This window comes from Actinomycetota bacterium (genome assembly GCA_035697485.1).
Classification (GTDB): domain Bacteria; phylum Actinomycetota; class UBA4738; order UBA4738; family HRBIN12; genus JAOUEA01.
Genome location: DASSCU010000051.1, coordinates 24290 through 49889 on the forward strand (window position 1 = coordinate 24290; position 25600 = coordinate 49889).

The 25600-nt window shown below is 70.4% G+C and carries 24 protein-coding genes and 1 pseudogene; 7 read left to right on the forward strand and 18 right to left on the reverse strand.

The window, feature by feature from the left end; translation table 11 throughout:
• The first annotated feature begins 45 nt into the window (after positions 1-45).
• On the forward strand, positions 46-2640 hold the full coding sequence (locus VFI59_13130; protein HET6714638.1) for a hypothetical protein: 2595 nt from the start codon (positions 46-48) through the stop codon (positions 2638-2640).
• Here VFI59_13130 and rny read toward each other — a convergent pair.
• The 6 genes from rny to VFI59_13160 form a co-directional block, all read right to left on the reverse strand.
• Complete coding sequence (gene rny, locus VFI59_13135; protein HET6714639.1) at positions 2637-4169, reverse strand: ribonuclease Y; 1533 nt, start codon at positions 4167-4169, stop codon at positions 2637-2639. The two genes, VFI59_13130 and rny, sit on opposite strands and share 4 nt — an antisense overlap.
• Positions 4170-4433: 264 nt before the next feature.
• Positions 4434-4943 (reverse strand): regulatory protein RecX, encoded by a 510-nt coding sequence (locus VFI59_13140; GenBank protein HET6714640.1) that lies wholly within the window; start codon positions 4941-4943, stop codon positions 4434-4436.
• 4 nt (positions 4944-4947) lie between these two features.
• On the reverse strand, positions 4948-6030 hold the full coding sequence (recA, locus tag VFI59_13145; protein HET6714641.1) for a recombinase RecA: 1083 nt from the start codon (positions 6028-6030) through the stop codon (positions 4948-4950).
• A 194-nt stretch (positions 6031-6224) separates the two neighbouring features.
• Positions 6225-6842, reverse strand: coding sequence for an RNA 2',3'-cyclic phosphodiesterase (gene thpR, locus VFI59_13150; protein HET6714642.1), 618 nt, complete (start codon positions 6840-6842; stop codon positions 6225-6227).
• A gap of 19 nt (positions 6843-6861) precedes the next feature.
• Complete coding sequence (locus VFI59_13155; GenBank protein HET6714643.1) at positions 6862-8142, reverse strand: competence/damage-inducible protein A; 1281 nt, start codon at positions 8140-8142, stop codon at positions 6862-6864.
• Positions 8139-8882: a helix-turn-helix domain-containing protein gene (locus VFI59_13160; protein ID HET6714644.1), complete on the reverse strand. Its 744-nt coding sequence runs from the start codon at positions 8880-8882 to the stop codon at positions 8139-8141. Before VFI59_13160 ends, VFI59_13155 begins: the two co-directional genes overlap by 4 nt.
• A 38-nt stretch (positions 8883-8920) precedes the next feature.
• Between VFI59_13160 and VFI59_13165 the strand changes: the two genes are divergently transcribed.
• The 3 genes from VFI59_13165 to VFI59_13175 all read left to right on the forward strand — a co-directional run bounded on the left by VFI59_13165 (position 8921) and on the right by VFI59_13175 (position 10453).
• On the forward strand, positions 8921-9409 hold the full coding sequence (locus VFI59_13165; protein ID HET6714645.1) for an inorganic diphosphatase: 489 nt from the start codon (positions 8921-8923) through the stop codon (positions 9407-9409).
• On the forward strand, positions 9406-9939 hold the full coding sequence (locus VFI59_13170) for a GNAT family protein (GenBank protein HET6714646.1): 534 nt from the start codon (positions 9406-9408) through the stop codon (positions 9937-9939). Before VFI59_13165 ends, VFI59_13170 begins: the two co-directional genes overlap by 4 nt.
• Before the next feature lie 136 nt (positions 9940-10075).
• Complete coding sequence (locus VFI59_13175; GenBank protein HET6714647.1) at positions 10076-10453, forward strand: hypothetical protein; 378 nt, start codon at positions 10076-10078, stop codon at positions 10451-10453.
• 6 nt (positions 10454-10459) lie between these two features.
• Here the strand turns inward: VFI59_13175 and VFI59_13180 are convergent, their stop codons facing one another.
• The 4 genes and pseudogenes from VFI59_13180 to dapA all read right to left on the reverse strand — a co-directional run bounded on the left by VFI59_13180 (position 10460) and on the right by dapA (position 16214).
• Positions 10460-11161, reverse strand: coding sequence for a hypothetical protein (locus tag VFI59_13180; GenBank protein ID HET6714648.1), 702 nt, complete (start codon positions 11159-11161; stop codon positions 10460-10462).
• A 28-nt stretch (positions 11162-11189) separates the two neighbouring features.
• Positions 11190-13601, reverse strand: a complete 2412-nt coding sequence (locus VFI59_13185) for a DNA translocase FtsK 4TM domain-containing protein (GenBank protein HET6714649.1) — start codon at positions 13599-13601, stop codon at positions 11190-11192.
• Between the two features lie 56 nt (positions 13602-13657).
• Positions 13658-15289: pseudogene (locus VFI59_13190) on the reverse strand (ribonuclease J).
• Positions 15290-15317: 28 nt separating this feature from the next.
• Entirely contained in the window at positions 15318-16214 is an 897-nt protein-coding gene (dapA, locus tag VFI59_13195) for a 4-hydroxy-tetrahydrodipicolinate synthase (protein HET6714650.1), read from the reverse strand.
• 66 nt (positions 16215-16280) lie between these two features.
• On the opposite strand from dapA, the gene VFI59_13200 reads away from it, so the two are divergent.
• Positions 16281-16829, forward strand: coding sequence for a cob(I)yrinic acid a,c-diamide adenosyltransferase (locus tag VFI59_13200; protein HET6714651.1), 549 nt, complete (start codon positions 16281-16283; stop codon positions 16827-16829).
• Positions 16830-16834: 5 nt separating this feature from the next.
• Here VFI59_13200 and VFI59_13205 read toward each other — a convergent pair whose 3' ends face one another.
• Together VFI59_13205 and VFI59_13210 are read right to left on the reverse strand one after the other, a co-directional pair.
• Positions 16835-17257 carry a hypothetical protein gene (locus VFI59_13205; GenBank protein HET6714652.1) on the reverse strand — a complete coding sequence of 141 codons (423 nt, stop codon included), beginning with the start codon at positions 17255-17257 and terminating at the stop codon, positions 16835-16837.
• 60 nt (positions 17258-17317) lie between these two features.
• On the reverse strand, positions 17318-17800 hold the full coding sequence (locus VFI59_13210; protein ID HET6714653.1) for a hypothetical protein: 483 nt from the start codon (positions 17798-17800) through the stop codon (positions 17318-17320).
• Between the two features lie 117 nt (positions 17801-17917).
• Here VFI59_13210 and VFI59_13215 point away from each other — a divergent pair, with 117 nt between their 5' ends.
• Both VFI59_13215 and VFI59_13220 read left to right on the forward strand, forming a co-directional pair.
• Positions 17918-18328, forward strand: a complete 411-nt coding sequence (locus tag VFI59_13215; GenBank protein HET6714654.1) for a hypothetical protein — start codon at positions 17918-17920, stop codon at positions 18326-18328.
• Positions 18325-18960, forward strand: coding sequence for a LysE family transporter (locus VFI59_13220; protein ID HET6714655.1), 636 nt, complete (start codon positions 18325-18327; stop codon positions 18958-18960). Before VFI59_13215 ends, VFI59_13220 begins: the two co-directional genes overlap by 4 nt.
• Here VFI59_13220 and VFI59_13225 read toward each other — a convergent pair.
• From VFI59_13225 to VFI59_13250, 6 genes are all read right to left on the reverse strand, one after another.
• On the reverse strand, positions 18957-19250 hold the full coding sequence (locus VFI59_13225) for a hypothetical protein (GenBank protein ID HET6714656.1): 294 nt from the start codon (positions 19248-19250) through the stop codon (positions 18957-18959). The two genes, VFI59_13220 and VFI59_13225, sit on opposite strands and share 4 nt — an antisense overlap.
• On the reverse strand, positions 19247-20029 hold the full coding sequence (gene dapB, locus VFI59_13230) for a 4-hydroxy-tetrahydrodipicolinate reductase (GenBank protein ID HET6714657.1): 783 nt from the start codon (positions 20027-20029) through the stop codon (positions 19247-19249). Before dapB ends, VFI59_13225 begins: the two co-directional genes overlap by 4 nt.
• The gene (locus tag VFI59_13235; protein ID HET6714658.1) at positions 20026-21300 is read right to left on the reverse strand and encodes a pitrilysin family protein; all 1275 of its coding nucleotides are present in this window, start codon (positions 21298-21300) and stop codon (positions 20026-20028) included. Before VFI59_13235 ends, dapB begins: the two co-directional genes overlap by 4 nt.
• A 21-nt stretch (positions 21301-21321) precedes the next feature.
• On the reverse strand, positions 21322-23694 hold the full coding sequence (locus tag VFI59_13240) for a polyribonucleotide nucleotidyltransferase (protein HET6714659.1): 2373 nt from the start codon (positions 23692-23694) through the stop codon (positions 21322-21324).
• Between the two features lie 236 nt (positions 23695-23930).
• Complete coding sequence (gene rpsO, locus VFI59_13245) at positions 23931-24200, reverse strand: 30S ribosomal protein S15 (GenBank protein ID HET6714660.1); 270 nt, start codon at positions 24198-24200, stop codon at positions 23931-23933.
• A gap of 2 nt (positions 24201-24202) precedes the next feature.
• Positions 24203-25558 (reverse strand): 1-acyl-sn-glycerol-3-phosphate acyltransferase, encoded by a 1356-nt coding sequence (locus tag VFI59_13250; GenBank protein ID HET6714661.1) that lies wholly within the window; start codon positions 25556-25558, stop codon positions 24203-24205.
• Between the last annotated feature and the right edge of the window lie 42 nt (positions 25559-25600).

Consider the following 25600-nt stretch of genomic DNA (forward strand, 5'->3'; position numbering starts at 1 on the left):
AGGAACGACGATCCCGCACGCCACAGTAGGAGGACCTCGGTCCAGATGGACGCCGACAAGCCGAGCAAGAAGGCACGCCTCCGGGAGGCACGCGCCCAACTGAAGGAATCCCTTGCAGCCCAACGTGCGCTGGCTCGCCGAGTGGCGGAGCTCGAGACCTTGCGAGCCTCGACGGTTCGCTCGGAAGGGCTCGACGCCGGTGAGATCTTCGATCTGGCCAGCCGTCTGGCATCGTCCGAGCGCGCCCTTCGCGCCGCGCTGCAGGCAGGTGCAGACGCGACGGAAGCATCGACCGCCACCGAGACGCTGCTCGCCGCAGCGGGCGCTCGCCTCGCAGAGCTGGGCAGCGTGGCCGACCGCGCCGACATCGCCGAGGGTCGCCTCGCCGAGGCGTCGGCGACGGTCGAGGAGCTGCGCGGTGAGCTGACCGACGCGCTCGAGGCGCTCGAGCAGGCACGGGAGACCGCGGCTCGACTCGCTGCAGAGGCACGGGAAGCCACCGTCAGGGCAGAATCCTCGGAGCGGGACCTCGAGCAGACCCGGAAGGACGAAGCGGGGGCCCGTGCTGAGCTCGAGCAGGCGAACGCACGGGTCGAGGCGGCGGAGCAACAGCTCGACGACGCTCGGTCCGCGTTGTCCGAGATCCGCAGCGAGCTCGCCGAGGCGAGGAACGCCGCCGAGCAGGCGGTCGCCGAGGGTGAGGAGGCCGTTCGGGCCGTCGACGAGCGTCTCGTCGCCGCCAAGATCGACGCGGAGCGCGCGACGGCGGACGCCGAGCGCGCGCGGGATGAAGCCGAAGAGGCTCGAGCCGACGCGGAGCGTGCGCGCGCCGAGGCTGAGGAGGCGTACGCGGCGTCCCGCCGGGCGACGGAGGATGCCGACGCCGCTCGGACCGCAGCGGAGGCCGCGGAGGTCCGGGCGACGGACGCCGAACGGGCCACGGCCGCCGCGGAGTCCCGAGCTGACGAGGCTCGATCTCGGGCCGACGCGACGGAGTCCAAGATCGCCGAGGTCGAGGAACGCGCGGCGGTGCTGGAGGCGAACGTGGCTCGCGCACAGGGCCAGGCGACCCAGGCGGGATCGCGCGCCGACGCAGCCGAGGCGCGCGCGGCACAGGCCGATGCTCGCACAGCCGAGCATGAGAGGGCGCTGAACGAGGCGACCCGCATCGCCGACGAGGCATCCGCGAAGGTCGAGCAGCTGGTGGCCGCCGTGGTGGAACTCGAGGCCGCTGCGGTGCAGCGAGAGCTGGTGCTCGAGCGTCTGGAGGGCGAGGTCGCGGTCCTCGATGGGCACACGGACATGACCGCCGGCGAGCTCACGACTGCGCTCGAGGAGGCCGAGGCGCGAACCAAGGCCGATCTCGAAGCGGCCGAAGCCCGGGTCACCGCCGCGGAGACCAGGGCCCAGGAGGCAGAGTCGCGGGTTCAGTCGCTCGAAGCCGCCGCAGCCGAGGCAACGGCGCAGGTGGAAGCCGCCGCAACCAAGGCGGCACTCGAAGCGGCGGCGGCACGCGCGGCGGCCGATCTCGCCGCAGCCAACGAGCGGGCCGCGGCTGCTGAGCAGCGCGCGGCCCACGCCGGGGAGCTGTCGACCGAGATCCAGGACGAGCTTCGAGCCGCACGCTCGGAGGTCGCCGCGGCGATGGCCGACGTCGACTCCATCAGGAACGAGCTCTCCCAGGCAACGGCCGAGGCGGAACGGGCGACGGCAGATCTCGCCGCAGCCAACGAGCAGGTCGCCGCCGCGGAGCGGCGAGCGGCCGAGGCCGAGGAGCGGGCCATGGCCGCTGAGCGTTCCGTCGAGGACGTGCGCGCCGACATCGAGCGAACGAAGGCGGACGAGCGTGCGGCAGAGGACGCCATCGCAGCAGCGCCGGCGGACGCCGACGGACCCAAGGAGGCGACCGCCGCGCTCGAGGCTGCGCTGGCGACAGCTCGATCCGGGCGATCCGAGGCCGAGGAAACGTTGGCGTCGGTCAGGGACGAACTCGCCGCCGCCGAGGATGCGGCGGTCGAAGCGAGAGCGAGAGCCGAAGCGGCGGAGCGCCGTATGCTCGAGCTGGAATCGACAGCCCAGGACGCCGCGCAGCACGTTGGTCAGCCGGCAGGGGCCCCCGATGACGCCGAGGTCGTCGACCTCAGGTCCCAGCTCCGCGACCTCGAGTCCCAACTGCTCCAGAGCGAGGCCCGCGCACGGAGCGCCTACGCGGCCACCGAGGCGGCCGAGGCGGCGCTGCGGATGGCCAAGGACGACGGCTTCATCCCTTCGATGCACTCCGAACAAGAGTTCAGAGAGCTGCGCTCACGACTCGACGACGTGACGAGACGTGCCGACGAGGCGGAGCGCGCACTCCAGAAGACCGAGGCCGACCTCGCAGCCCTGCGCGCCGGTGTGGATCCCGACGCGCTCGCCGATCCGCTGGCGGCCGTCGACCCGATCGACGAGCCGGAGGCGCCGGCCCCGGCTGCGGCGCCACCGACTCCGGATGCGGCCCCAACGGCGTCGACACCATCGACCGACGGCGACTCCTGGGTGGCCGGCCCACAGCCCTCGAAGGGCCTGAGCTTTCGGAAGTTGGCGGGAGCGGCCAGCGGGAAGAAGACCGCGAAGGCGACTCGCGACGCTGATCGGGACTAGCGTGCGTACTCGGTCGCCCGGGTCTCCCGCACGACCGTGATCCGGATCTGACCCGGGTACTGGAGTTCCTCCTCGACCTGTTTCGCGATATCGCGCGCGATCACCTGCGCCTGCATGTCGTCGACGTCCTCGGGTTCCACCATCACCCTGACCTCGCGGCCTGCCTGCATCGCGAACGTCTTCACGACGCCGGGGTGCGCCGTACAGATCTCCTCGAGCCGCTCCAGGCGCTTCACATACGTCTCGAGCGATTCGCGCCGTGCACCGGGCCGTCCGCCGCTGATGCCGTCGGCGATCTGCGCCAGCACCGCGTCGATCGTGTGCTGCTCGACCTCGCCGTGGTGCGACTCGATGCAGTGCACGACCTCGGGCGACTCCCCCATACGGCGGGCGATCTCAGCGCCGATGATCGCGTGCGATCCCTCGACCTCGTGCGTGACGGCCTTCCCGATGTCGTGCAGGAACGCCCCGCGTTTGACGACCGTCGGGTCGAGCCCGATCTCCCCCGCGAGGCTGCTCGCGATGTGGGCGGACTCGACGAGGTGCCGAAGCACGTTCTGACCGTACGACGTGCGGTACTGCAATCGGCCGAGCAATCTCACCATCTCGGGATGGATGTCGGTGATGCCCACGTCGGCGACGGCATCCTCGCCGGCCCTGCGGACGTGTTCCTCGAGTTCGCGCTGGGAACGCTCGTGGATCTCCTCGATGCGGGCCGGATGGATGCGGCCGTCCTCGACGAGCTTGGCAAGGGTCATCCTGGCCGCTTCGCGCCGCACCGGATCGAAGCATGAAAGCACGACCGCCTCGGGCGTGTCGTCGATGATCAGGTTCACGCCCGTCACCGACTCGAACGCCCGGATGTTGCGACCCTCACGGCCGATGATGCGCCCCTTCATGTCCTCGCTCGGCAAGGCGAATACGCTCACGGTCGACTCCGCGGTCTGCTCGGAGGCCACCCGCTGGATCGCGATCGTGACGATCTTGCGAGCTCGTTCCTCGCCCTCCTCGCGGGCACGCTGCTCGATCTCTCGGACCTGGCTCATCGCCGCCCGTTTGGCTTCGTCGATGATCTGAGCCATCAGCTGGTCCCGGGCCTCGGTCGACGTCAGCCCGGCGATCTTCTCGAGCTGGGCCCGATGGAGCTCCGTCGCCCTCTCCAGCTGGGTTCGTACGTACATGAGCTTCTCGTCGCGCTCCTCGAGCTCGACCGCCCGCGCATCGGCTCGCTCGATCTTCACCTGCAGATCGTTGCCCGCCTCGCTCATGCGACGCTCCTGGCGCACGATCTCGTCTCGACGCGCCCGGATGTCGTCGTCGGCCTCGCGACGCATCGTCGCGATCTCTTCCTTCGCCTCGCCGATCGAACGCTTCGAGGTCGCATCAGCCTCACGTTCCGCATCGAGCAACATCTTCTGCGCGCGTGCTTCGATGCTTTGGGCGTTGGTGGCGGCGATGGACTTCCTGTACAGGAACCCCGCTGCGAAGCCGAGCAGCAGCCCGGCGAGAGCGGTCAACACTGGGACCATGGCTCTCCTCCACAAACCTCGTCAGACGACGTTTGCGAGAAGGACCCTCCGGTCCGCGTTCGTTCGGTCAGACGCTGTGCGCGAGTGTGCGGATCGTCATGGTTCGCCGGTGATAGACACCCGGCTGGGTCTGGGCGGTCGGGTCGATGTGGGTCAGGGACAATGCTCGCTCACAGGTGGATTCGTTGAACGTGGTTTCGGAAGTGTTCCTCTCGTGCTCACGATGCTACGGCCGCGCCGTGCACCAGACAAGGTCCCATCGGCCTAGTCCTCGTCGTCGACCTCGAGGGCCCTGCGTGCTGCCGATCGCGCGACGTCGGGCGCATACCCGCGACGAACGAGCAGGGACGTCAGCCGGCCGAATGCCTTGACGGGCTCGACGCCGGTGAGCCGACCCACCCGTGATCGAGCCAGCTCGAGCGCCCGGTCGTGCTCGGCATCGGGGGCGTCCTCGGCGACGCGAGCGGCGAGCTCGGGGGCGATGCCCTTCGCCAGCAGCACGCTCGTCACGGCGCGACGACCTGCGCGGCGCGATCCGAACTGGTGGTCCGCCATCTGACGCGCGAACGACTCGTCGTCGATGAGCCCGACGCGCTCGAGACGCGCAAGCACGTCGTCGACCTCATCGACCTCGAATCCGGCAGCCAGGAGGCGACGCTCGAGCTCCCGGCGGGCCCGCGGACGCACCGCCAGGAGCCCCAGGGCCCGCTCGTGACAACTCCTCGGATGCTTGGCTGCGCCGGGCCCACGCCCGGAGGGTGAGGTCTCGCGCACCCGCCTATCCGTCGGCTCCGGCCTTGGCCTTCGCCTTGTCGTCCGCTGTGGGCTCGTCATCGAGCACCACGTCGGGCACGATCTCGATCGGGGTCTCGTCTCCCTCGTCGCCGAAGGACGTGATGCCGACCGCCTCGCGTACCTTCCGCTCGATCTCGTCACGCACATCGGTGTGTTCGGCGAGGAACGCGCGCGCGTTCTCGCGCCCCTGCCCGAGCTGCTCACCCTCGTACGTGAACCACGCGCCCGACTTCTTGATGATCTCGAGGTCGACGCCGACGTCGAGCAGGGAACCTTCCTTAGAGATGCCCTTGCCGTACATGATGTCGAACTCGCACTGCCGGAAGGGCGGGGCAACCTTGTTCTTGACCACCTTCACCCTGGTGCGCGAGCCGACGACCTCGGTGCCGTCCTTGAGGTTCTCGATCTTGCGCACGTCGAGGCGGACCGACGAGTAGAACTTGAGGGCGCGGCCACCCGGGGTGGTCTCGGGGGAACCGAACATCACGCCGATCTTCTCGCGGAGCTGGTTGATGAAGATCGCCGTGGTGTCGAACTTGGAGAGCGACCCCGAGAGTTTGCGCATCGCCTGGCTCATGAGCCTCGCCTGCAGGCCGACATGGGTGTCGCCCATCTCCCCCTCGATCTCGGCGCGAGGGACGAGCGCCGCGACCGAGTCGATGACCACGAGGTCGAGGGCGGCCGAGCGCACCAGCATGTCGGCGATCTCGAGGGCCTGCTCACCCGAGTCGGGTTGCGAGACCAGCAGCTCGTCGATGTTCACGCCCAACTCTCGCGCGTAGGTCGGGTCGAGCGCGTGCTCGGCGTCGATGAAGGCGGCGATGCCGCCGTTGGCCTGTGCCTCGGCGATGATGTGGAGGCAGACGGTGGTCTTGCCCGAGCCCTCGGGACCGAAGACCTCCATGATGCGCCCACGCGGCACACCGCCGATGCCGAGCGCGAGGTCGAGCGCGAGCGAGCCCGTGGGGATCACCGACACGCCCGCCCCCGCCGGGTGCTCACCGAGCTTCATGACGGCGCCTTTGCCGAACTGCTTCTCGATCTGCTGGAGCGTGACGTCGAGCATCTTTTCGCGGTCCACCGTGGCCTCCTTCTCCCTGGCCCTCTGGCCCCTCGGCCCACCGGCGAGGAGGTGCCGTGCGAGCTCGTCTCCTGTTGGAACGCGCACGCTAGCGAGCGGGTCTGACATAAGTTACACCTCTGTGATCCCAGCCTGGCCGGCAGGGTACCCGAACACCTGTTCGGATGCAACCACCCGGGTCAGACAGGCTCCGGAGATCCTCCCGGCCGTTCACCGCCTCCCAGCGCGAACGAGGCCACCCGCTCGTAGACGGGTGCGGGCCGGCGGACGTGACTCCTCATGAGCAGCAGCGCATCGACCCCGAACCGATCGCTCTCGAGGGACGTCTCCGCGAACGACGGGGGCAGGGCCAATGCGGGGTCGCTCCTCGCAACGGTGAGGTGCGCGCTGAACGGCCTGGCTTCGGGCGGGAACTCGCGGGCCAAGGAATCCCGCGCGGCGACGGCCAGCTTCGCGATCTCCCCGGCCCCGTCGTCGAGCCCGGCCCAGAGCACGCGTGCGCGGCCGACCGAAGGGAACGCCCCGAGCCCGCGCAGACGTGTCTCGAACGGCGGCGTCCGCGCCGCGACATCGGCCAGTTGCCCCTGCGCCCACGGGATGAGCCGGGGATAGGTCGACCCCAAGAACGCGAGCGTGACGTGCCAGTTCTCACGGGGCACCCACCGAGCCCGGGGGTAGGCCTCACGCCACGGACCGATCGCGGCCCCGACGGCGTCCGCGGCCTCGACGGGGATCGAGATGGCGACGAACAGCCGGTGCGGCTTCGCCTCGGGCCTCGCCGCACGATCCCTGGCCACGCTCGTCCGCCTCGCGCCGTCAGATGATGCGGTCGCCCTCGGGCAGCGACCTACCCTCGAGGAAGCGCCGCACGAGGTCGAGCGCGGCCTGCTCAGCCCACCGACGCACCCGCGCCCGGTCACCCGACGCCACGTACCCGCGCGCGTGGGTGACGCCTTCCGCGTCGAGCCCGATCCACACCGTTCCGGGCTCCGCCCCGTCATGAGGATCGGGACCCGCGGCACCGGTGAGCGACACGGCGACGTCGGCTCCGTACAGGCGCCTGGCCCCTGCCGCCATCTCGAGCGCGCACTCGCGGCTGACGACCCCCGGGCCCTCGATCGTCTCGCGCGACACGCCGAGCACCCGCCGCTTCGCCTCGGCCGTGTACACGACGGCCGACCCGACGAAGACCTTCGATGCGCCATCGGCGGCGGTCACGCGAGCACCGACGCTGCCGCCCGTGAGCGACTCGGCACAGGCGAGACGTCGCCCCGATGCCAGCAGGAGCCGCGAGACCGCTTCTTCCAGCGTCTCGTCGTCGAGCGTGAACACGAGGTCACCGAGGCGCCGGTGCACCTCGGTCGCGAGCGGGGCGATCATCGCCTCGGCCCGCTCCACGGTGTCGGCCTTCGCCGTGAGCCGCACCTTGACCTCGCCCGCTGACGCCAGGTAGGCGAGGCTCGGGTTCGACGAAGCCGGGAAGAGGTCCGCCAGCATCTCGGCGACCCTCGATTCCCCGATCCCCACGCATCGCAAGGTGCGGGAGCGCACCACGGCGGCCCCGATCGAGGCGCCGAGCTCCGGCAGCACCGTGCTCCGCATCATCGCGATCATCTCTGCCGGGACCCCCGGCAGCGCGTAGATCCGCACGCCGCCCGACAGGTCGGCGACGAGCCCAGGGGCAGAGCCACGGTCGTTCTCGATCGTGCGGGCCCCCCGAGGCACGTCGGCCTGGCGCAGGTTGTTCTCGGGCATCGAACCAGCGCCGAACCCTGCGAACCGCTCGCGCAACCAGCGCTCGAGGCCGGGATCACGGTCGAGCGGCACACCCATCACCCGGGCGATCGCATCGCGGGTGATGTCGTCCTCGGTGGGCCCGAGTCCGCCGGTCGCGATCACGACGTCGGTTCGAGACGCGGCGAACTCCAGCACCGACACGATGCGGTCGAGGTTGTCCCCCACCACCTGATGGAACAGCACGTCGGCACCGATCTCCGCGAGCCGCTCACCGATCCAGCGAGCGTTGGTGTTCGCGATCTGGCCGAGCAGCAGCTCGGTGCCCACCCCGACGACCTCGACACGCACCGCTCGGCTCACGGCGCGGGCGATCCGGTGGTCGCGTCGGCCGAGGGGCGCACATCGAACGTGAAGGTGTCGGTCCACGCCGACCCGGGCTCTCCGGGCGCTCCCAGGTCTCGCCCGGCCACCGTCACCTGTACCGCTCCTCCGTCGGCGACGGTGAGCACGAGTTCCTCGTCGGCCGAGAAGGAGAGGGTCTCGCCCTCTTCCATGTCGCGAGTCTCGGGAGCGCCGTCGACCGTCACGGTGACCTCGACGGGCCGCAGCGCGACGAGCACGGCATCGATCGTCGACGACACGCCCGCCGTCGGCGGTGCGTTCGTCGGGATCGCGGCCGGGGCAGGGGCGCCGCGGTCACGGGCGACGAGCCCGAACAACAGCAGGAGGAGGACGAGCGTCGCCGCCCCGAGGAGCAGGAACCGCTGGTTGTCGCGGATCCGCGTCGCCGCGATCGCTCGCTCGATGCGCCCGAGCCCCTCGGGGGGCGCGGGGGCGACGGGCTCGGCCGCGTGGCGCCCGTAGGCGCGGAGGACCTTGTCAGGATCGACACCCAGGTACTGGGCATACGTGCGCAGCGCGCCACGGACGAAGGCGTCGTTGGGCAGCGCCGCGAAATCCTCGATCTCGAGTGCGGCGAGCTGGTCGACCCGGAGCCTCGTGTCGCGCGAAGCCTCGTCGAGCGAGAGCCCGCGGATGCGTCGTGCCTTCTCGAGCGCCGGGCCGACCCCGATGGGTCGATGCAGCGAGGTGCCGGCCATGGGAACCTCGGGATGATAGCGCCGTTACACTCCCCCGCATGACCAACGACGTCCTCACGGTGATCGTGGAGATCCCGAAGGGGTCACGCAACAAGTACGAGATGGACCACGACACCGGCGAGATCGTGCTCGACCGGATGCTCTTCACCTCGATGCAGTACCCGGCCGACTACGGGTTCATCGACGGCAGCCTCGGTGGCGACGGCGATCCCCTCGACGCCCTGGTGTTCGTGGGCGAGCCGACGTTCCCGGGGTGCCGCATCAACGTCCGACCGATCGGGTTGTTCCGCATGACCGACGAGAAGGGCGAGGACGAGAAGATCCTGTGCGTCCCGTTCCGCGACCCGATCTGGTCGCACGTCGGCGATCTCGCGGGGCTGCCGATGACCCTGCTGAACGAGATCGAGCACTTCTTCCAGGTCTACAAGGACCTCGAAGGGCACAAGGTGAGCACCGAGGGCTTCGAGGACCGGGCGTCGGCCGAGCGTGTGATCGCCGAGGCGAGGGCCCGGGCGCTGGAGGCATGACCCCCAGGGTCTTGCTGCGACCGCCGGTCGAGGCCGACCGTGCTGAGTTCATCGAGCGCCTCCTGGCGTCGAGCGAGCTCCACGACCCGTGGCTGGAACCCGGCGACCCGGCGCCCTGGTTCGAGCGGCTGTTGACGCGCAACCGGTCCGAGACGGACCGCTCCCTCCTGGTCTGCGACGCGGACGACGGTTCGATCGCCGGGGTGATGAACCTTTCGCAGATCGTCATGGACCCGTTCCGGAGCGCGTTCCTCGGCTACTACGCCTTCGAGCCGTTCGCCGGGCGGGGCTACATGCGCGCGGCGATGCCGCTGCTGCTGCGCTACGCGTTCGACGACCTCGGGCTGCATCGCGTGCAGGCGAACGTGCAGCCGGGGAACGAGGCCTCGATCGCGCTCGTCCGGGGCGCGGGATTCCGTCGCGAGGGTTTCTCGCCCCGGTACCTGTTCATCCGGGGCGCCTGGCGGGACCACGAGCAGTGGGTGAAGCTCGCCGACGACGCGCCCGCTGCTGTACGTGACCCGGCCTAAGCCGCCGGTCGCCGAACTACCGACTTCCGACGGCCCCCGAGCGGGAAAACACCGACTTTCGCCGGGCGCGACGGCCCCGTTCGGGGGATTAGTGTGCGCTCCGAGGGGGAGGGAACCCGTGCTGATGGAGCCTGACATGAACGACACGACCTGGAAGTCCTCGCCGCTCTCGGCGATCCGCGAACCCGTCACCGCGCCCGACACGCTCTCGGAGGGCCCGGTCAAGTTCCTGTTGGTCTCGGGCCAGCTCGACGACGGACGGTGGGGACTGGTCGGTGCCTACTGGCTCTCGATCGACGGGACCCGCGGCGGCTTCATCGTCGCTCCCCCGGCGATCTGGAGCGGCAGCGAGCTCGTCCGCAGTTACCGCAGCGGCGCCGAACGTGGCTGGCACGCTGAGCGCATCTACGCGTACTGGCAGGGCCAGGTAGGCATGGCGGGGCGGTTCATGATCGACCCGCAACAGCACGCCGACACGCTGTTCCAGGTCGCCCGGCGCGTCGGCGCCCTCTAGGGTTCGTCAGCCCCCAGCGACGTGGATGTCGGCGTCCTCGCAGATCGTCCCGCCGGGCGAGGACCACTCGCCGTCGAACCTCGCGAACGCGACCGACGCGACCACGACGCCGTCGCGCACGACGACGACTCCGGGGTCGTCGGCCGCCGGGTAGCCGGCGTATCCGACCTCGTCGTCAGCCCTCAATCCGCGCAGGCTGGCGCGGGCGACGTCGAGCGGGACCCGACCGACGGCTCGGTCTGGAGCGGTGGCGTAGTCCGCGATCCAGCTCATCGCGTTGCCGTCGCACGTCACCTCCCCCTCGAAGTACGAGCCGTCCGGATCCAGCACGTCGATCGAGTGCGTCAGAGGTTCGGTGCCGGAGTCGTGTGCGCTGTACCTCCAGCAGGCGGTCTCGATCGTTCCCGGAGCGGTGCCGGAGACGTGTCGGGTGGTGCCCGGCTCGACGTCGAAACCCCAGCCGTTGATGCTCGCAGGCTCGTCGAGATGGCTCACGACCTTGACGTGAACACCGTCGGATCGCACCAGCACCTGGGGCGTCCGCACCGAGGTCGAGCCGTCGGCCAGGCACTCGATCACGGCGACCGATGGAGTCTCGACGGCGCCGTCGTCGGAGAGCCGACCGGAACGCGGCGCATCGGCACAGGCCGCGACCGAGCCGATCACCAGGGCGAGGGCGACCGTTGACGCTCGCATCAGGAAGGACATGCCCGCTCCACCTCCTTCCGTGACCGCCTCAGGCGCCGCGACGCTCCTCCCACTCGTCCCATGTCACGAGCACGTCGCGGGCCTTCGATCCCTGGCTCGGACCCACGATGCCCTGCTCTTCCAAGAGATCCATGATGCGCCCGGCACGAGCGAACCCGACCTTCAGCTTGCGCTGCAGCATGCTGGTGGACCCCAGCTGAGAACGGATGATCAACTCGGCGGCCTGGCTCAGCAGATCGTCGTCGCTGTCCCCCGCGCCGCTCGTCCCGGCGGAGAGCTCGGCCTCGGTCGGCGGGATCCCGAGCCCCTCGACGTGCTGCTCGTAGACGACCTCACGCTGGGCACGGATGAACTCCGAGATGCCCTGGATCTCGGCCTCGGTGACCCACGCGCCCTGCAGCCGCGTCGGCTTCGAGGCGTTGGCGGGCGCGAAGAGCATGTCGCCGTGCCCGACGAGCTTCTCGGCGCCGTTCTGGTCGAGCACGACGCGTGAATCCGCCTGGCTCGAGGTCATGAGGGCGATGCGGCTCGGGATGTTCGCCTTGATCAGCCCGGTGACGACGTCGACGCTCGGGCGCTGGGTGGCGACGACGAGGTGGATGCCCACCGCGCGGGCCATCTGCGCGATGCGACAGATCGCGTCCTCGACCGCTCGGGGCGCCACCATCATCAGGTCGGCCAACTCGTCGATCACGACGACGATGTAGCTCATGTGCCGGTAGTCGTGCTCCCGTCCGACCGGCAGGCGCAGCGTGCCTTCACGCAGGCCCTCCTCGTAGCCGTCGATGTCGCGCACGCCGACCGTCGCGAGCATCTCGTAGCGCATCTCCATCTCGCGAACGATCCACTCGAGCGCCTCGGTGGCCCGCTTCGGGTGCACGATCACCGGGCTCAGCAGGTGCGGCACCTCGGCGAAGTGGCTGAGCTCCACTCGCTTGGGGTCGATGAGCACCAGTCGCACGTCGTCGGGGCTCGTGCGCATCAGGATCGACGTGACGAAGCTGTTCACGAGGCTCGACTTGCCGGCGCCGGTCGCCCCGGCGATCAGCACGTGCGGCATCGTCGCGAGGTTCACCATCTGGGCCTCGCCGTGGATGTCCTTCCCGAGGGCGACCTGCAGGGGATGGGTGGCCTGCTTGGCAGCCCTGGAGCGCAGGATATCCCCGAGCATCACGAAGTCGCGGTGACGGTTCGGCACCTCGATGCCGATCGCGGACTTGCCGGGGATCGGGGCGATGATGCGCACGTCGGGCGTCGCGAGCGCGTAGGCGATGTCGCTCGAGAGGTTCAGCACCTTGTTGACCTTGGTGCCCGACGCGACGGCCACCTCGTACATCGTCACCGTAGGCCCCCGATGGGCGGCGGTCACCCTGGCGTCGACGCCGAACGTCGAGAGCGTGTGTCCGAGCGCCTCCATGATGTCCTTCTCGTGCACGCCGTCGTTCGTCGACGGTGGCGCGGTCCGCAACAGGTCGAGCGGCGGAAGCCGGTACGGCCCGTCGGCCGTCGTGATCGTGCGACCGCGAGCCTTCGTGGGCGCCGACGTGGACCCGGAAGCCTCGTCGGCCGCATCCGGCGGCAGATCGAGGGTTCCGAGCGCCTCTGATTCCGGCAGCACGACCACCGGCTCGGTGAGTCCGAGCCGCTCCGTCAGCTTCGCCTTGGACCCCTTCTCGGCTTTCTCCATGGCGCGCTCGTCCTTCAGGCGCTGCTTCTCGAGCTTCGCCTCCGCCTTCGCCTGCTCGTCGGCGCGCTTCGCCTCGTACCTCTCGGCGAGTGACGCCCGGGCCCGTGCGACCTTCCGCCCGAGCTCGGCGAACGAGGTGCCCGTCATGATCAGCGTGCCGATCACGGCGAGGCCCAGGTCGACGAGGGCCGCACCCGCAGGCGACATCACCTTCGAGAGCGGAGAGGCGCCCAGCGTGCCGAAGAATCCGGCGGCGTCCGAGAAGCCCTGCGTCACGCCGGCGCCGCGGACCTTCGTGTCGACGGCGGGAGCGAACACCCCGGGGTTGCCGCGGACGATCGACACGAGGCCGAGCACGCCGAGCCCCATGATTACGAACCCGATGAGCATGCGCATGCGCTCCTCGGGTGAGCGGTCGCGCAGCAGCGCGATGCCCCACCCGAGCCCGACGAGCGGGAACAGCACGGCCGCGAGCCCGAAGCCCGTGTGCAGGAGGCGCGAGAACGCGTCGCCCATCGGCCCGGCGGCGTCGAACCACACGGACAGCACCGCGAGGCCGGCGAGGACCATGAGCCCGATGCCCAGCGTGTCCCTCGCGAACGGCGAGAGGATCTGGGTCGCGGGGGCCCGCTGCGGCTTCTTCTTCGGGGCCGGCTTCCTCCCGGAAGGGCGCTTCGCCGACGTCTTCTTGCCGGCAGGACGGCTGAACACACGCGACGACGAACGCCGCGACGGGGAAGTCTTCGTCGCCATGAGGATGTCAGTCTGACGGGAAATCGGCCCGCTGCAAGCAACGACCGGAGCCCCGTTCACACCTCCATGACGACGGGGAGGATCACCGGCTTGCGCTGCGTCACCTCGTTGAAGTAGCGGCCGAGCGCGCGGCGGATGTCCTGCTGCAGCGCCGACGGGTCCGTGACATGCGCGTCGGCGGTCTCGCCGATCGCGGCGATCACGCGGTCGCGCGCCTCGTCGAGGATGTCCTGTGAGGTTTCCTCGTAGACGAAGCCCCGGTTCACGATGTCGGGACCGCCGACGAGCTCGCCTGTCTGGGAGTCGACCGTCACCACCACCACGACCACGCCGTCGCCTGCCAGCTTGCGGCGGTCACGCAGGACCTCGCCACCCACGTCGCCGATGCCGAGGCCGTCGACGAACGTCATACCCGCCTGCACCCGGTCGACGATCTCGACCCGCTTTCCCACCTCGACCATGTCGCCGTCCTCACAGATCACGATGTGGTCGCGCGGGATGCCGACCTCCTCGGCCAGTCGCGCGTGGTGCTGCAGGTGACGACGCTCCCCGTGGATCGGGATGAACCACCGCGGCCGCACGAGCGACAGCATCAGACGCAGCTCCTCGGCCGCGGCGTGGCCGCTCGCGTGCACAGGATCGGCGGGCATGTGGTAGACGTCCGCCCCCGTGCGGTAGACGGCGTCGACCACGCGGTGGATCGCCGGCTCGTTGCCGGGGATCAACGACGACGACAGCACGACGGTATCGCCCTCGTCGAGCTTCACCCACTTGTGCTGGCGCTGCGCCATCAAAGAGAGCGCGGAGAACGGCTCGCCTTGGCTGCCGGTGCAGATCACGACGACGCGGCCGGGATCGAGGTCGGCGACCTCGGCGATGTCGATCACGTCTCGATCGTCGATCTGCAGGTAGCCGAGACGGCGTGCCGCCGCCACGGAGTTCAGCATCGAGCGCCCGAGGAACGCAACCACGCGCTCGTTCGCGCGCGCGGCGTTCACGATCTGCTGTACGCGGTGGATGTGGCTCGAGAAGCAGGCCGCCACCACGATCCCCGGAGCGTGCTCGACGATGCGCTGCAGCACGGGGCCGACCGTGCGCTCGCTATCGGTGTAGCCGGCTTCCTCGGCGTTCGTGGAATCGCTCAGCAGGAGGTGCACGCCGCGGCCGCTCGCCTCCTCGGCGAGGCCGTGCAGGTCGGTCGGTCGGCCGTCGAGCGGCGTCTGGTCGATCTTGAAGTCGCCGGTGTGCAGAATCGCGCCGTGCGGCGTGTCGACGACGACGGCCATGCCGTCGGGGATCGAGTGCGTGACCCGCAGGAACCGCATCGTGAACGAGCCGATACTCGCCCCCTCGCCGGGCACCGCGGTGCGCAGCTCGCATCGGTCGCTCACTTGATGCTCCTCGAGCTTGCCTTTTAGGAGCTCGAGCGTGAAGGGTGTCCCGTAGACGGGCACCTCGGCGATCTCGCGCAGCAGGTACGGCAGCGCGCCGATGTGGTCCTCGTGTCCGTGCGTGAGCACGATCGCGTCGATACGGCCGGCGTTGTTCCGCACGTAGTCGAAGTCGGGCAGCACGAGGTCGATGCCGGGCATGTCGCCCGACGGGAAGGACAGGCCGACGTCGATGATCAAGATGCGCCCGTCGAGCTCGACACATGCCATGTTGCGGCCGACCTCCCCGACCCCGCCGAGGAAGACGACGCGACAGTGGTTCGCGCTAGAGGAGACCGGCGTCCTCCAATGCTGCGCGGACCCGTGCCCGTTCCTCGGTCGTCGCGGGAACGAGCGGCAGCCGCGGCACCCCGGCGGGGCGCCCGAGCATGTTCAGGGCGGCCTTCACCGGGATCGGGTTCGACGTGATGAAGAGCGCGTTGAACAACGGCGAGAGCTGCTCGTGGATCTTGCGGGCGGCGGGCACATCGCCCGTGCCGACCAGCTCGAGCATCTGATGGATCTGCGGGCCGACGAGGTGGCTCGCGACGCTCACGACCCCGACGGCACCCAGGCACGCGTACCCGAACGCTGCCCAGTCGTCGCCCGAGTAGACCTCGAAGCCGCTCGGCGCCTCGGCGATCAAACGCGAGGCCGCCTGGAAGTCGCCGGTCGAGTCCTTGACCGCCACGATGTTGGGGCGCTCGGCGAGCGTGAGCAACGTGTCGTGCTCGATGCGGATCGCCGTGCGGCCCGGGATGTTGTAGGCGATGATCGGCAGGTCGGTGGCGTCGGCCACGCGTTCGAAGTGCGCGATCAGGCCGCGCTGCGGCGGCTTGTTGTAGTAGGGCGTGACCACGAGCAGGCCGTCGGCGCCGGCGTCCTCGGCCGCCTCGGTGAGCTCGAGCGTCTCGGCGGTCGAGTACGTGCCCGTCCCGCAGATCAGCTTGGCGCGCCCTCGGATCGCCTCGCCGACAGCGCGGAACAGCTCCGCCTTCTCCCTGAAGCTGAGCGTGGGGGACTCGCCCGTAGACCCGGCCGCGACGACCGCGTCGGTGCCGTTGTCGACGAGCCACGACGCGAGCTGCTGCGCGCCGTCGAGGTCGACCGCGTGGTCGTTGTCTCGGAACGGCGTGACCATGGCGGTCACGACCGAGCCGAACCTGCCCGCGTGTCCGGTCATCGGAAGCCTCTCCTCGTGCCGGGCGCCGCCTGGGGGGCGGCAGCGATGCGCCTATGCTAGCGGGCCATGCCGCGCATCTACACGAAGACCGGCGACGACGGCACGACCGGGCTCCTCTACGGGGGTCGCGTGCCGAAGGACGACCTCGTGACCGAGGCCTACGGCACCACCGACGAGGCGGTGGCCGTGCTGGGGCTGGCGCGGTCGCTCTCGGGCGACACGTCGATGGCCGAGGAGATCCTCGCGCTGCAGCGGGAACTGTTCGTCGTCGGCGCCGATCTCGCGACGAACGCGGATCATCGGGCCAAGCTGACGGCCGGCGTCTCCCTCGTGACCGGACGGATGACCCTGCGCCTCGAGTCGCGGATCGACGAGCTCGTGGCCGAGCGGCCCCTGCCCGAGGTCTTCATCGTGCCCGGCGCCGACCCGCCGAGCGCGGCACTCGACATCGCCAGGAGCACGATCCGCCGCGCCGAACGTGCGGTGGTCTCCCTCGAGCGGGCCGGTCGAACCGTCAACCCCGAGGTCCGTCGCTACCTGAACCGGCTGAGCGACCTGCTGTTCGTACTGGCTCGGCGGGCCGCCGGCGAGGGTGAACCGGCCAGCCACGACTGAGCCGCTCAGCTGGCCCGGAAGTACGACCAGCCCGATCGCGCCGCCCGATGTTCCTGCGTCGGCTCGATCCGGACCCTGATCCTGAAGCGATACCCTCTCGGGACACCCCGCATCTCGAACAGCGCTCGGCTGTCGCGGTTCAGGATGGCGCTCGATCGGTCGAGTAGGCGCCACGCCCGCCCTTGACGACGCCACTCGAGCCGAGCCCGCACCGTCTCGCGTGGGAAGGCGGGCCACACACCCACCTGCAGCCGGGCGGTGGCTCCGGATCGGTAGATGTGGAACCCTCCCGCCCGCGACTCCCATCCGGTCATGCGGGTCCGCACGACCGGATCCTCGCGGGCCCCCGCGACGACCGGGGAGGCGAGCACTCCGAATACGCTCGCCGACACCCACACTGCGAGCGCCACGCGGATCGGTCGGGGCATCGGGGGGACGTCCTTCCGGGCAGGGTCGGAACGAGTCTACCGTCGACGATCGTGCGGGGCTCAGGCGTTGGGTCTCGGCACCGGGGCCATCGCGCCCACGTTGTCGTCGCCGAACGATAGGATCGCGAGCCCGATCGTCTGCGGCGACACCGCGTCGGGGAACGTGAACTCCAGCGTGACCTGCTCACCCTCGGCGATCGGGATCGCGCCGTCGACCACCCCGTCGTAGCGCCGGTCGTCGGCACCGAGCACGTACAGGGCCGGCGCGCCGAGGTCCGCTCCCGTGCCGTTGCGGACGTTCATCGTCGCGACGTTGCCCTCGAACGTGGCCTGGGCCGTGATGCTGTTGAACTGGTAGATGAATCGCCCGGGGATGAACTCGGTGTTGCCCGTATCCTCGCTCACCACCCCCTCGCCTGCGGGCGAAGACGTGGATGGCACGGCGCTCGCCCCGTCGTCGCCTCCGGTGCAGGCCGACGCCGCGACGGCGACGGCGAGCGTGAGTGTGAGGAATGGCAGGGAGATGCGACGCAGGGGGATCACGGCGCGGCATGATACGCGAACCCTCAGGAGGCTCGATCGCCGGTGGAACAGCTCGAACTTCGACGACACGCACGCCGCGATCCTCATGCCGATGCCCTGACGGCCGAGGGGCGCGCCATGGCGGAAGACATCGGCCGCGCCACCACTCGCAGCTACGACCGGGTCTTCGTCTCCCCCACCGGACGGGCGGCCGAGACCGCCGCGTGGTTCCTGCGCGGGGCGATGCAGCAACTCCCCGACCACGCCGTGGTGCCCGGGCTCGGAGGGCACGATGCGAGCGGCGGCAGCCCGGAGGGCATGGCCGCCGGAGTGTTGGCCCTGCTCGACCAGCTTCCCGAGGGCGGCACGGGCCTCGCGATCAGCCACACCCCTCTGGTGGAACGCGCCGCGTTCGGCCTCACCGGCGCCGAGGTGGCGCCGTTCCGCGAGTGCGAGGGGATCCTCGTGCGCCGCGACGCCGACGGCTCGATCACGGTCGAGGAGCTGCGCTTCTCGACGGACCCCGGGCAGGGTAGGGCCGGCCCGTGAACGCCTGGAGCGATCACGTCGTGCCGGCCTTCGCGCTCGGCGCTGCCCTCGGCGCCGCGCCCGGGCCGGTCCAGCTCCTGATCCTGAACGAGACGGCGCGCCACGGGATCGGACAGGGGTTCCGGGTGATGCTCGGCGCCAACGGCATGCTGTTCGTCGTGCTCGTCACGCTGGCGTTGGGGTTCTCGACCGTGGAACCGTCGCCGGAGCTCGTCCGGGGCCTCCGCATCGTCGGCGGGGGCTTCCTCGTCTACCTCGCGGTGAACGAGCTCCGCGGCCTGCGGCGCGAGTCGGTCGGCGCGCCCACCGTCGAGCCGACCGGCTCCCGTCTGGGGCCCTCCGCACGCGGCGTCGTCCTCGTGATCGTGAACCCCGGCGCCTGGATCTTCTTCGCCACCACGGCGGCAGCGGTGATGGCGGAGGCCAGCGCCCACGGTGGACGCGACGTCGCGCTGTTCACCGCGGTCGCGATGACCCTCGGCGTCTCGCTGACCGACTTCGGATCGGCCCTGGTCGGCACGGGCAGCCGGGCGCTGCTCGGCGAACGGGCGCTCGTGTGGACGAGGGCCGGGCTGTCGGTGCTGCTGCTCGCGATCGGGGTCGCGTTCGTGGTGCAGGGAGTGGGGGGTTAGTCGAGCCCCTCGAAGACGTCGGTGATCACGGGGCCGCCCGGACGCCACTGTGGCCAGGCGATCACGCCGCGCTCGCCCCGTGCCGACTTCGATACGCCGGTCCTCGGCGTCGTGTCGAGGTCCCCGCCTCGCCGAGCGTCGCCCTCGTCACGAGCGTCGGATCGGAGATCTCGCCCGCCTCCCCGCTCGTCGCGTGAACGTGGGTCCTCGGCGTGTCGAGCGACGGTGGCAGCACACGCGTCGGTGTCGTCGTCGGGGTGGGCGACGACCACCGCCAGCCGCTTGCTCACGTGAGCTCCAGCAGTGGCTCCAGCCCCTCCGTGAGACCCGGTCTCGTCGGAGCGGCCTTGATCGCGAGTAGCACGCCAGGCATGAACGACGTTCGGTCGGTCGAGTCGTGACGCAGCGTCAAGGTCTGCCCCTGTCCGCCGAAGATCACCTCCTGGTGCGCGACGAGCCCCGGCAGCCGCACGGAGTGCACCCGTACGCCGCCGACGTCGGCGCCCCGCGCTCCGGGGAACGCATCGTCACCGCCCCGCGCGGTCGTGCCGCCCGCCCGTGTGGCCCCGATGCGCCTGGCCGTCAGCAGAGCCGTGCCGCTCGGCGCGTCGGCTTTCCCGTCGTGATGGAGCTCGATCACCTCGGCGGAAGGGAGGTGACGGGCGGCCTGCTCGGCGAAGCGCATCAGCAGCACGGCGCCGATCGCGAAGTTCGGAGCGACGACGACGCCCACGGGCGCCTCACGCCACTCCTCGTCGATCTCGAACCCGGTGGTGCCGACCACGACGTGAACGCCGTTGGCGATACCCCAGGCGACGTGATCCGAGGCGTACGCGGGTGCCGTGAAGTCGACGAGCACATCGGGGCCCGCGTCGCGGACCCGATCGAGATGCTCGGCGAGCACGACAGCGCCCGCCTCGCCGTCGAGCCCGATCGCGTCGGCGAGCGATGCACCCGGTGCCGAGTGCGACACGGCGGCCACCAGAGCCAGGTCGGGGTCGGCCGCGACGGCCCGGCAGACCTCGCGACCCATGCGGCCCGTGGCGCCGACGACCCCGACACGGATCACGCCATGACCTCCCGGAACGATGAGGCGACGAAGGGGCCGAGCACCGTGAGCGTCATCGGCTGCGACAGTACCCGCTCGGCGACACGATGCGCATCGTCGAGCGTGACGTGGTCGATGCGGCGGAGCGCCTGGTCGACGGAGAGGATCTCGCCGTGGGCGATCTCGGACTTCCCGAGCCGGCTCATGCGGCCGCCCGGATCCTCCAGGGAGAGCACCATGGAACCCTTCACGTGTCCCTTCGCCCGCTCGAACTCCTCCTCGGTCAACCCCCCGTCGCGTACGATCTCGAGCTCACGCCGGAGCAGCGAGACGACCTCCTGCGCGCGACTCGGCGTCGTGCCCGCGTACGCGGAGAAGAGGCCCGCCTCCGTGTACTGGGCGTGATAGCTGTAGACCGTGTAGGCGAGGCCGCGTTTCTCGCGCACTTCCTGGAACAGCCTCGAGGACATGCCACCGCCGAGGGCGGTGTTCACGACGAGGAACGCGAACCGATCGGGATCATTGCGCGCCAGCCCGTTCGTGCCGAGGCAGATGTGCGCTTGCTCGGTCTTGCGCCGCTTCACGAGGTGCTTGCCCGACGGCTTCGGAGTCCGTCCCGGTGCCCGCAGGTTCCAGACGGACGTATCCCGGGCGGATAGCCGCCGCCCGGTGTCCATGCGCTGCTTCAGCATGCGGATCAGGTCGTCGTGGCGCAAGTTCCCGGCCGCGGCGACGACGAGGTTCCCGGGCAGATAGTGGCGTCCGTAGAACCGTCGCACGGAGGCGCGGTTCGCGGCGAGGATCGTCTCCACCGTGCCGAGGATCGGCCGTCCGAGTGGGTGCTCGGGCCACAGCGTCTGCGTGTACAGGTCGTGCACGACGTCCTCGGGTGAGTCCTCGTGCATGTTGATCTCCTCGAGGATCACCTGACGCTCCGCATCGAGGTCGTCGGCCCTGATCACCGAGTGCTGGACCATGTCCGCCAGGTGATCGACGGCCATCTCGAGGTCGCCGTCGAGCACCCGCGCGTAGTAGCACGTGTACTCACGGGCGGTGAACGCGTTCACGTCGCCCCCGACGGCGTCGAAGTTCTCCGCGATCTCGAGCGCGGTGCGCCGGTCGGTGCCCTTGAACAGCAGGTGCTCGAGGAAGTGGCTGGAACCGCTGATCCGCGGCCGCTCGTCACGCGATCCGGCGAGCACCCAGAAGCCGAGCGACACGGAGCGGACGCCTGGCATCCGCTCCGTGACGACCCGCAGGCCCGAGCTGAACTCGGTCCGTTCGATGGGCATATCGGAGTGACCGGCTGGCGGCTACTCGCCTGCCGGCGCGTCGGGGGCCGGTGGCGCGTCGGAGGCCGCGGGCGGGTTGCTCCGCTCCGCTCCCTGCTCGTCGCGGAAGCGCCGGCCCCGGCGCTCGCCGCGGTCGCCGCGGTCGCCGCCTCGGCCGCCCCGGTCCCGTCCGCGATCGCGGCTGCCGCGATCGCGACCGCCGCCGGCGTCGCTTCCCGATTCCTTTCCCTGACCCTCGGGGATCGCCCACTCCTCGCCGACCGGCTTCAGGCTGATCTTGCCTTGGGAGTCGATGTCCTCCACGAGCACCGTGAGGTGTTCACCCTCCTTCACGGCCTCCTCGACGCTGCTGAGGCGCTTGCCCTTGCCGAGCTTCGAGATGTGCACGAGCCCGTCGCGTCCGGGCACGAGGTTCACGAAGGCGCCGAACGTGGTGGTCTTCACCACGGTGCCCTCGTACTGCTCGCCCACGAGCACCGGGCGCGGGTTCGCGATCTCGTCGATCATGCGCGACGCCTCGTCGGCGCCCTCGGCGCCGAGCGTGGAGCCGATCAGCACCGTGCCGTCGTCCTGGATGTCGATGTCGGCGCCGGTCATCGCGATGATCTCGTTGATGCGCTTGCCCTTCGGGCCGATCACCTCACCGATCTTGTCCACCGGGATCTGGATCGAGATGATGCGTGGCGCCTTCGCGTTGACCTCCTCGCGCGGGGCGGGGATCGCGGCCTCCATCACGTCGAGGATCTGGAAGCGGGCCTCGCGCGCCTGCTTCAGCGCATCGGCCAGCACGGAGCCGGGGAGCCCCGTGACCTTCATATCGAGCTGGATCGCGGTGACGAACTCGCGCGTGCCGGCGACCTTGAAGTCCATGTCGCCGAGCGCATCCTCGGCGCCCAGGATGTCGGTGAGGGTCACGAACGCGCCGTCGTCGGCGATCATGCCCATCGCGATGCCCGCGACCGGCGCCTTGATCGGCACGCCAGCGTCCATCAACGAGAGCGTCGAACCGCAGACGCTCGCCATCGACGTGGAGCCGTTCGAGCTCAGCACGTCGCTCACGAGCCGCAGCGCGTAAGGGAACTCGTCCTCGTGCGGCACCACCGGGATCAGAGCGCGTTCGGCGAGCGCGCCGTGACCGATCTCTCGGCGGCGTGGCGAGCCGACGCGGCCCGTCTCGCCGGTCGAGAACGGCGGGAAGTTGTAGTGGTGCATGTACCGCTTCGTGTCCTCGAGGTCGAGCGTGTCGATCATCTGCGTCATGCGGAGCATGCCGAGGGTCGTGATGTTCAGCACCTGCGTGTCGCCGCGGCTGAACAGTGCCGAGCCGTGCGCGCGCTTGAGCACACCGACCTCTGCGGACAGCGGCCTGATCTCGGTGGGCGTGCGGCCGTCGAGGCGGATGCCCTCCTTGATCACGCGGGCCCGCATCACCTTCTTCTGCACCTGCTTCCACGCGGCCCCGAACTCCCCGAGCCGGTCGATCCCGTCCTCGCCCAGCCGGACGGCGAGGTGCTCCTTCGCCTCCGCCTTCAGCGCGTCGAGCTTCTCCTCGCGCTCGGCCTTGTCGGGCACGATCGCCTCGCCGAGACGGTCGGCCGCGAAGGACGAGACGATCTCGTAGACGTCGTCGCCGTAGAGCGGACGCGGGGTCCACTCCTGCTCGGTGACCCCGGCTTCGTCGACGAACGCCTGCTGGAAGCCGATCTGCTCATCGATCGCGCGCTTCGCCGCCTCGAGCCCCTCGGCGACGGTCTCCTCGGTCGGTGCGGCGGCGCCTCCCGCGAGCAGGTCCCAGGTGTTGTCGGGCGCCTCGCCCTCGATCATCAGCACGTCGATCTCACCGGCGTCGTTCTTGCGGCCGGCGACGACCACGTCGAACGTCGCCTCCTCGACCTGCTGGAACGTGGGGTTCACGACCCACTGCCCGTCGATCAGGCCCATACGCACCGAGGCGACCGGGCCGTCGAACGGCAGGCCGGCAAGGCATGTGGCGACCGAGGCGGCGTTCATCGCGGGGATGTCGTACGGGTTCTCCCCGTCGACTCCCAGCACGGTGATGATCACCTGCACCTCGTCGCGGAACCCGTCCTTGAACGTCGGCCGCAGCGGGCGGTCGATCAGCCGACAGGTCAGGATCGCGGTCTCCGATGGCCGGCCCTCGCGGCGGAAGAAGCTGCCGGGGATCTTGCCCGCGGCGTACATGCGCTCTTCCACATCGATCGTGAGCGGGAAGAAGTCGATGCCCTCGCGAGGGTTGCTGCTGACGCAGGTGGCGAGGACCTGGGTCTCGCCGTAGGTGACGGCGACGGCGCCGTCGGCGAGCTTGGCCATGCGGCCGGTCTCGAGCGTGATGTCCCGGTCGCCGAACGCGTGGGACTTGGTGATGGTGGCCATGTGGCCTTCCTCCTTGGTGTGGCGCACGCATCGGGCGTGCGCGGTACGGAAGGAGGCGGGTCGGCCGATCCTCAGTGGTGGGCCGCCGGGCGCCCGGCCGAAGCCGTGGAGCCGTCCGGAGGCTCGCTACTGATTACCGACCTGGATCCCGCCTCCGGCGGGTCGTTGGGTCGTTCGCATCACTCCTTCGTGCCGTCCGGCGACGCGAAACCGCGCCGGAAACGGCTGCGCGAGCCTCAGCGGCGAAGGCCCAGACGCGCGATCACGTCGCGGTACCGCTCGATGTCCTCGTTGCGGAGGTAGTCGAGGAGGCGGCGGCGACGGCCGACCATCTTAAGCAGGCCGCGGCGGGACGCGTGGTCGTGCTTGTGGGTCTTGAGATGCTCAGTCAACTCGGCGATGCGGGTCGTCAGCACCGCGATCTGCACCTCGGCCGAGCCGGTATCGCCGTCGGACCGCGCGTACTCGGCGATGATCTGGGACTTCGATTCCTTGGTCAACGTCATGGTCAGTCACCAAGCCTACCAGCGGGAACACCGGCCTGACCGAACCGATCCTCGGCCGTGACGGCGCCCACGGCCTCCACGAGGCGGTCGCGTCGGGCACGCAGGTCGTCGAGGGATGGGCCGACGCCGGCGAGCCTCCGGAGGTTGACGCGGGCCCGCCGGGCGCGCCGCAGCCGCGCTCCCAGCCACGCCGCCGCGAGGCCGCAGGCAGGGCCGATCACCGCCGTCACCCACCATGGGTGCGCCGTGTCGCGCACGGGTGGCAGGTAGCGGACGATGAGCCAGGTCAGCGGGAAGCAGACGATCGCGACCAAGAACTTCACGGTCGCCCGGGTCACCGGCGCCATCGGACGCCGCCCCGAGAGCCAGGAGAGGGTTCCCGGCACCGCGTTGACGACCGCGCCCACCACGGCCGGCACGGCGAGCAGCGCCGCGGCCAGCAACCCCGCAAGGTGCACCCGTCGGTGCCGTCGAGGGTCGGTGGCGACCGCGGCATCGGAGATCGCGTTCGCTTCCAGCGCAGCTCGATAGGCGTCGGCGGCGTCACGGACCGCTGCCTGCTGCGCCTCGGGTGCATCGCCCAGCCGGGTGGTGAGATCCTCACGGGCCGAGAACGCGGGCCGCCACCCGGGGTCGGCGTCGAGGGGCCGCAGGGCGATCGTGGCGGCGAGCCCGAGCGACGACATCTGCGCCGCGCTGTCGAAGTCGAGGGCAACGGCGGCGAGTCGATCGCGGATCACCGCGGTGAGCGCGCCCACCGTCTCGCGATCGTCGTCCTCGGCGTCGCCCCCCGGCGGCACGAGGGTCCTGAGCTCGGTGTCGAGGTCGATCGGCAGGCCGACGCGGACGTAGACGCGCGCCCGCGCGGTGGACTTGTTCTCGTAGATCAGCCCGACCGGCACGACCCGCAGACCCTCGGCCCCGGCGGCGCGCGAGCCGAGCGCGATGCGGGCGGCCCCCGTCTTCACGGGCAGCAGCCGTACCTCGTCGCTCGCCCGTCCCTCGGGGAAGATCGCGACCGCGCCGTCGCCGGCGAGGACGTCGTGGCAGGCGGCGAACGCCCGCACGTTGGCCGATGTCGCGCCGTCGGAAGCGCGGACGACCGGGATCGCCCCCGCGAGCCACAGGAACGGCCTCGCCGCCGTGCGCCACAGGCCGGCCATCGCCAGGAAGCGCGGGAACCGCGGGAGCGTCGCGGCGAGCAGCACGGGGTCGACGAACCCCCCGTCGTGGTTGGCGACCACGAGCACCGGCCCGCGTGACGGCACCCGCTCGAGCCCGCTCGTCTCGACCGAGCGGAACCACCCGAGGGCGGCGAGCCGAGCGATCGAGCGCATCACCAGGTCACGTACCCGCACGAGCGGATCCTCCCACGATCCGGTCCGGGCCCAGGACGGCCA

What these genes read in the sequence shown, in the direction of transcription:
- VFI59_13170 (HET6714646.1), top strand. Translation starts at nt 9,406, where the DNA reads ATGACCCCCAGGGTCTTGCTGCGACCGCCGGTCGAGGCCGACCGTGCT.
- VFI59_13240 (HET6714659.1), bottom strand. Translation starts at nt 23,694, where the DNA reads ATGGCCACCATCACCAAGTCCCACGCGTTCGGCGACCGGGACATCACG.
- VFI59_13130 (HET6714638.1), top strand. Translation starts at nt 46, where the DNA reads ATGGACGCCGACAAGCCGAGCAAGAAGGCACGCCTCCGGGAGGCACGC.
- VFI59_13205 (HET6714652.1), bottom strand. Translation starts at nt 17,257, where the DNA reads ATGCCCCGACCGATCCGCGTGGCGCTCGCAGTGTGGGTGTCGGCGAGC.
- VFI59_13165 (HET6714645.1), top strand. Translation starts at nt 8,921, where the DNA reads ATGACCAACGACGTCCTCACGGTGATCGTGGAGATCCCGAAGGGGTCA.
- VFI59_13185 (HET6714649.1), bottom strand. Translation starts at nt 13,601, where the DNA reads ATGGCGACGAAGACTTCCCCGTCGCGGCGTTCGTCGTCGCGTGTGTTC.
- recA (HET6714641.1), bottom strand. Translation starts at nt 6,030, where the DNA reads ATGCTCGACGTCACGCTCCAGCAGATCGAGAAGCAGTTCGGCAAAGGC.
- rny (HET6714639.1), bottom strand. Translation starts at nt 4,169, where the DNA reads ATGGTCCCAGTGTTGACCGCTCTCGCCGGGCTGCTGCTCGGCTTCGCA.
- VFI59_13175 (HET6714647.1), top strand. Translation starts at nt 10,076, where the DNA reads ATGAACGACACGACCTGGAAGTCCTCGCCGCTCTCGGCGATCCGCGAA.
- VFI59_13160 (HET6714644.1), bottom strand. Translation starts at nt 8,882, where the DNA reads ATGGCCGGCACCTCGCTGCATCGACCCATCGGGGTCGGCCCGGCGCTC.
- VFI59_13215 (HET6714654.1), top strand. Translation starts at nt 17,918, where the DNA reads ATGGCGGAAGACATCGGCCGCGCCACCACTCGCAGCTACGACCGGGTC.
- VFI59_13235 (HET6714658.1), bottom strand. Translation starts at nt 21,300, where the DNA reads ATGCCCATCGAACGGACCGAGTTCAGCTCGGGCCTGCGGGTCGTCACG.
- VFI59_13180 (HET6714648.1), bottom strand. Translation starts at nt 11,161, where the DNA reads ATGTCCTTCCTGATGCGAGCGTCAACGGTCGCCCTCGCCCTGGTGATC.
- VFI59_13200 (HET6714651.1), top strand. Translation starts at nt 16,281, where the DNA reads ATGCCGCGCATCTACACGAAGACCGGCGACGACGGCACGACCGGGCTC.
- rpsO (HET6714660.1), bottom strand. Translation starts at nt 24,200, where the DNA reads ATGACGTTGACCAAGGAATCGAAGTCCCAGATCATCGCCGAGTACGCG.
- dapA (HET6714650.1), bottom strand. Translation starts at nt 16,214, where the DNA reads ATGACCGGACACGCGGGCAGGTTCGGCTCGGTCGTGACCGCCATGGTC.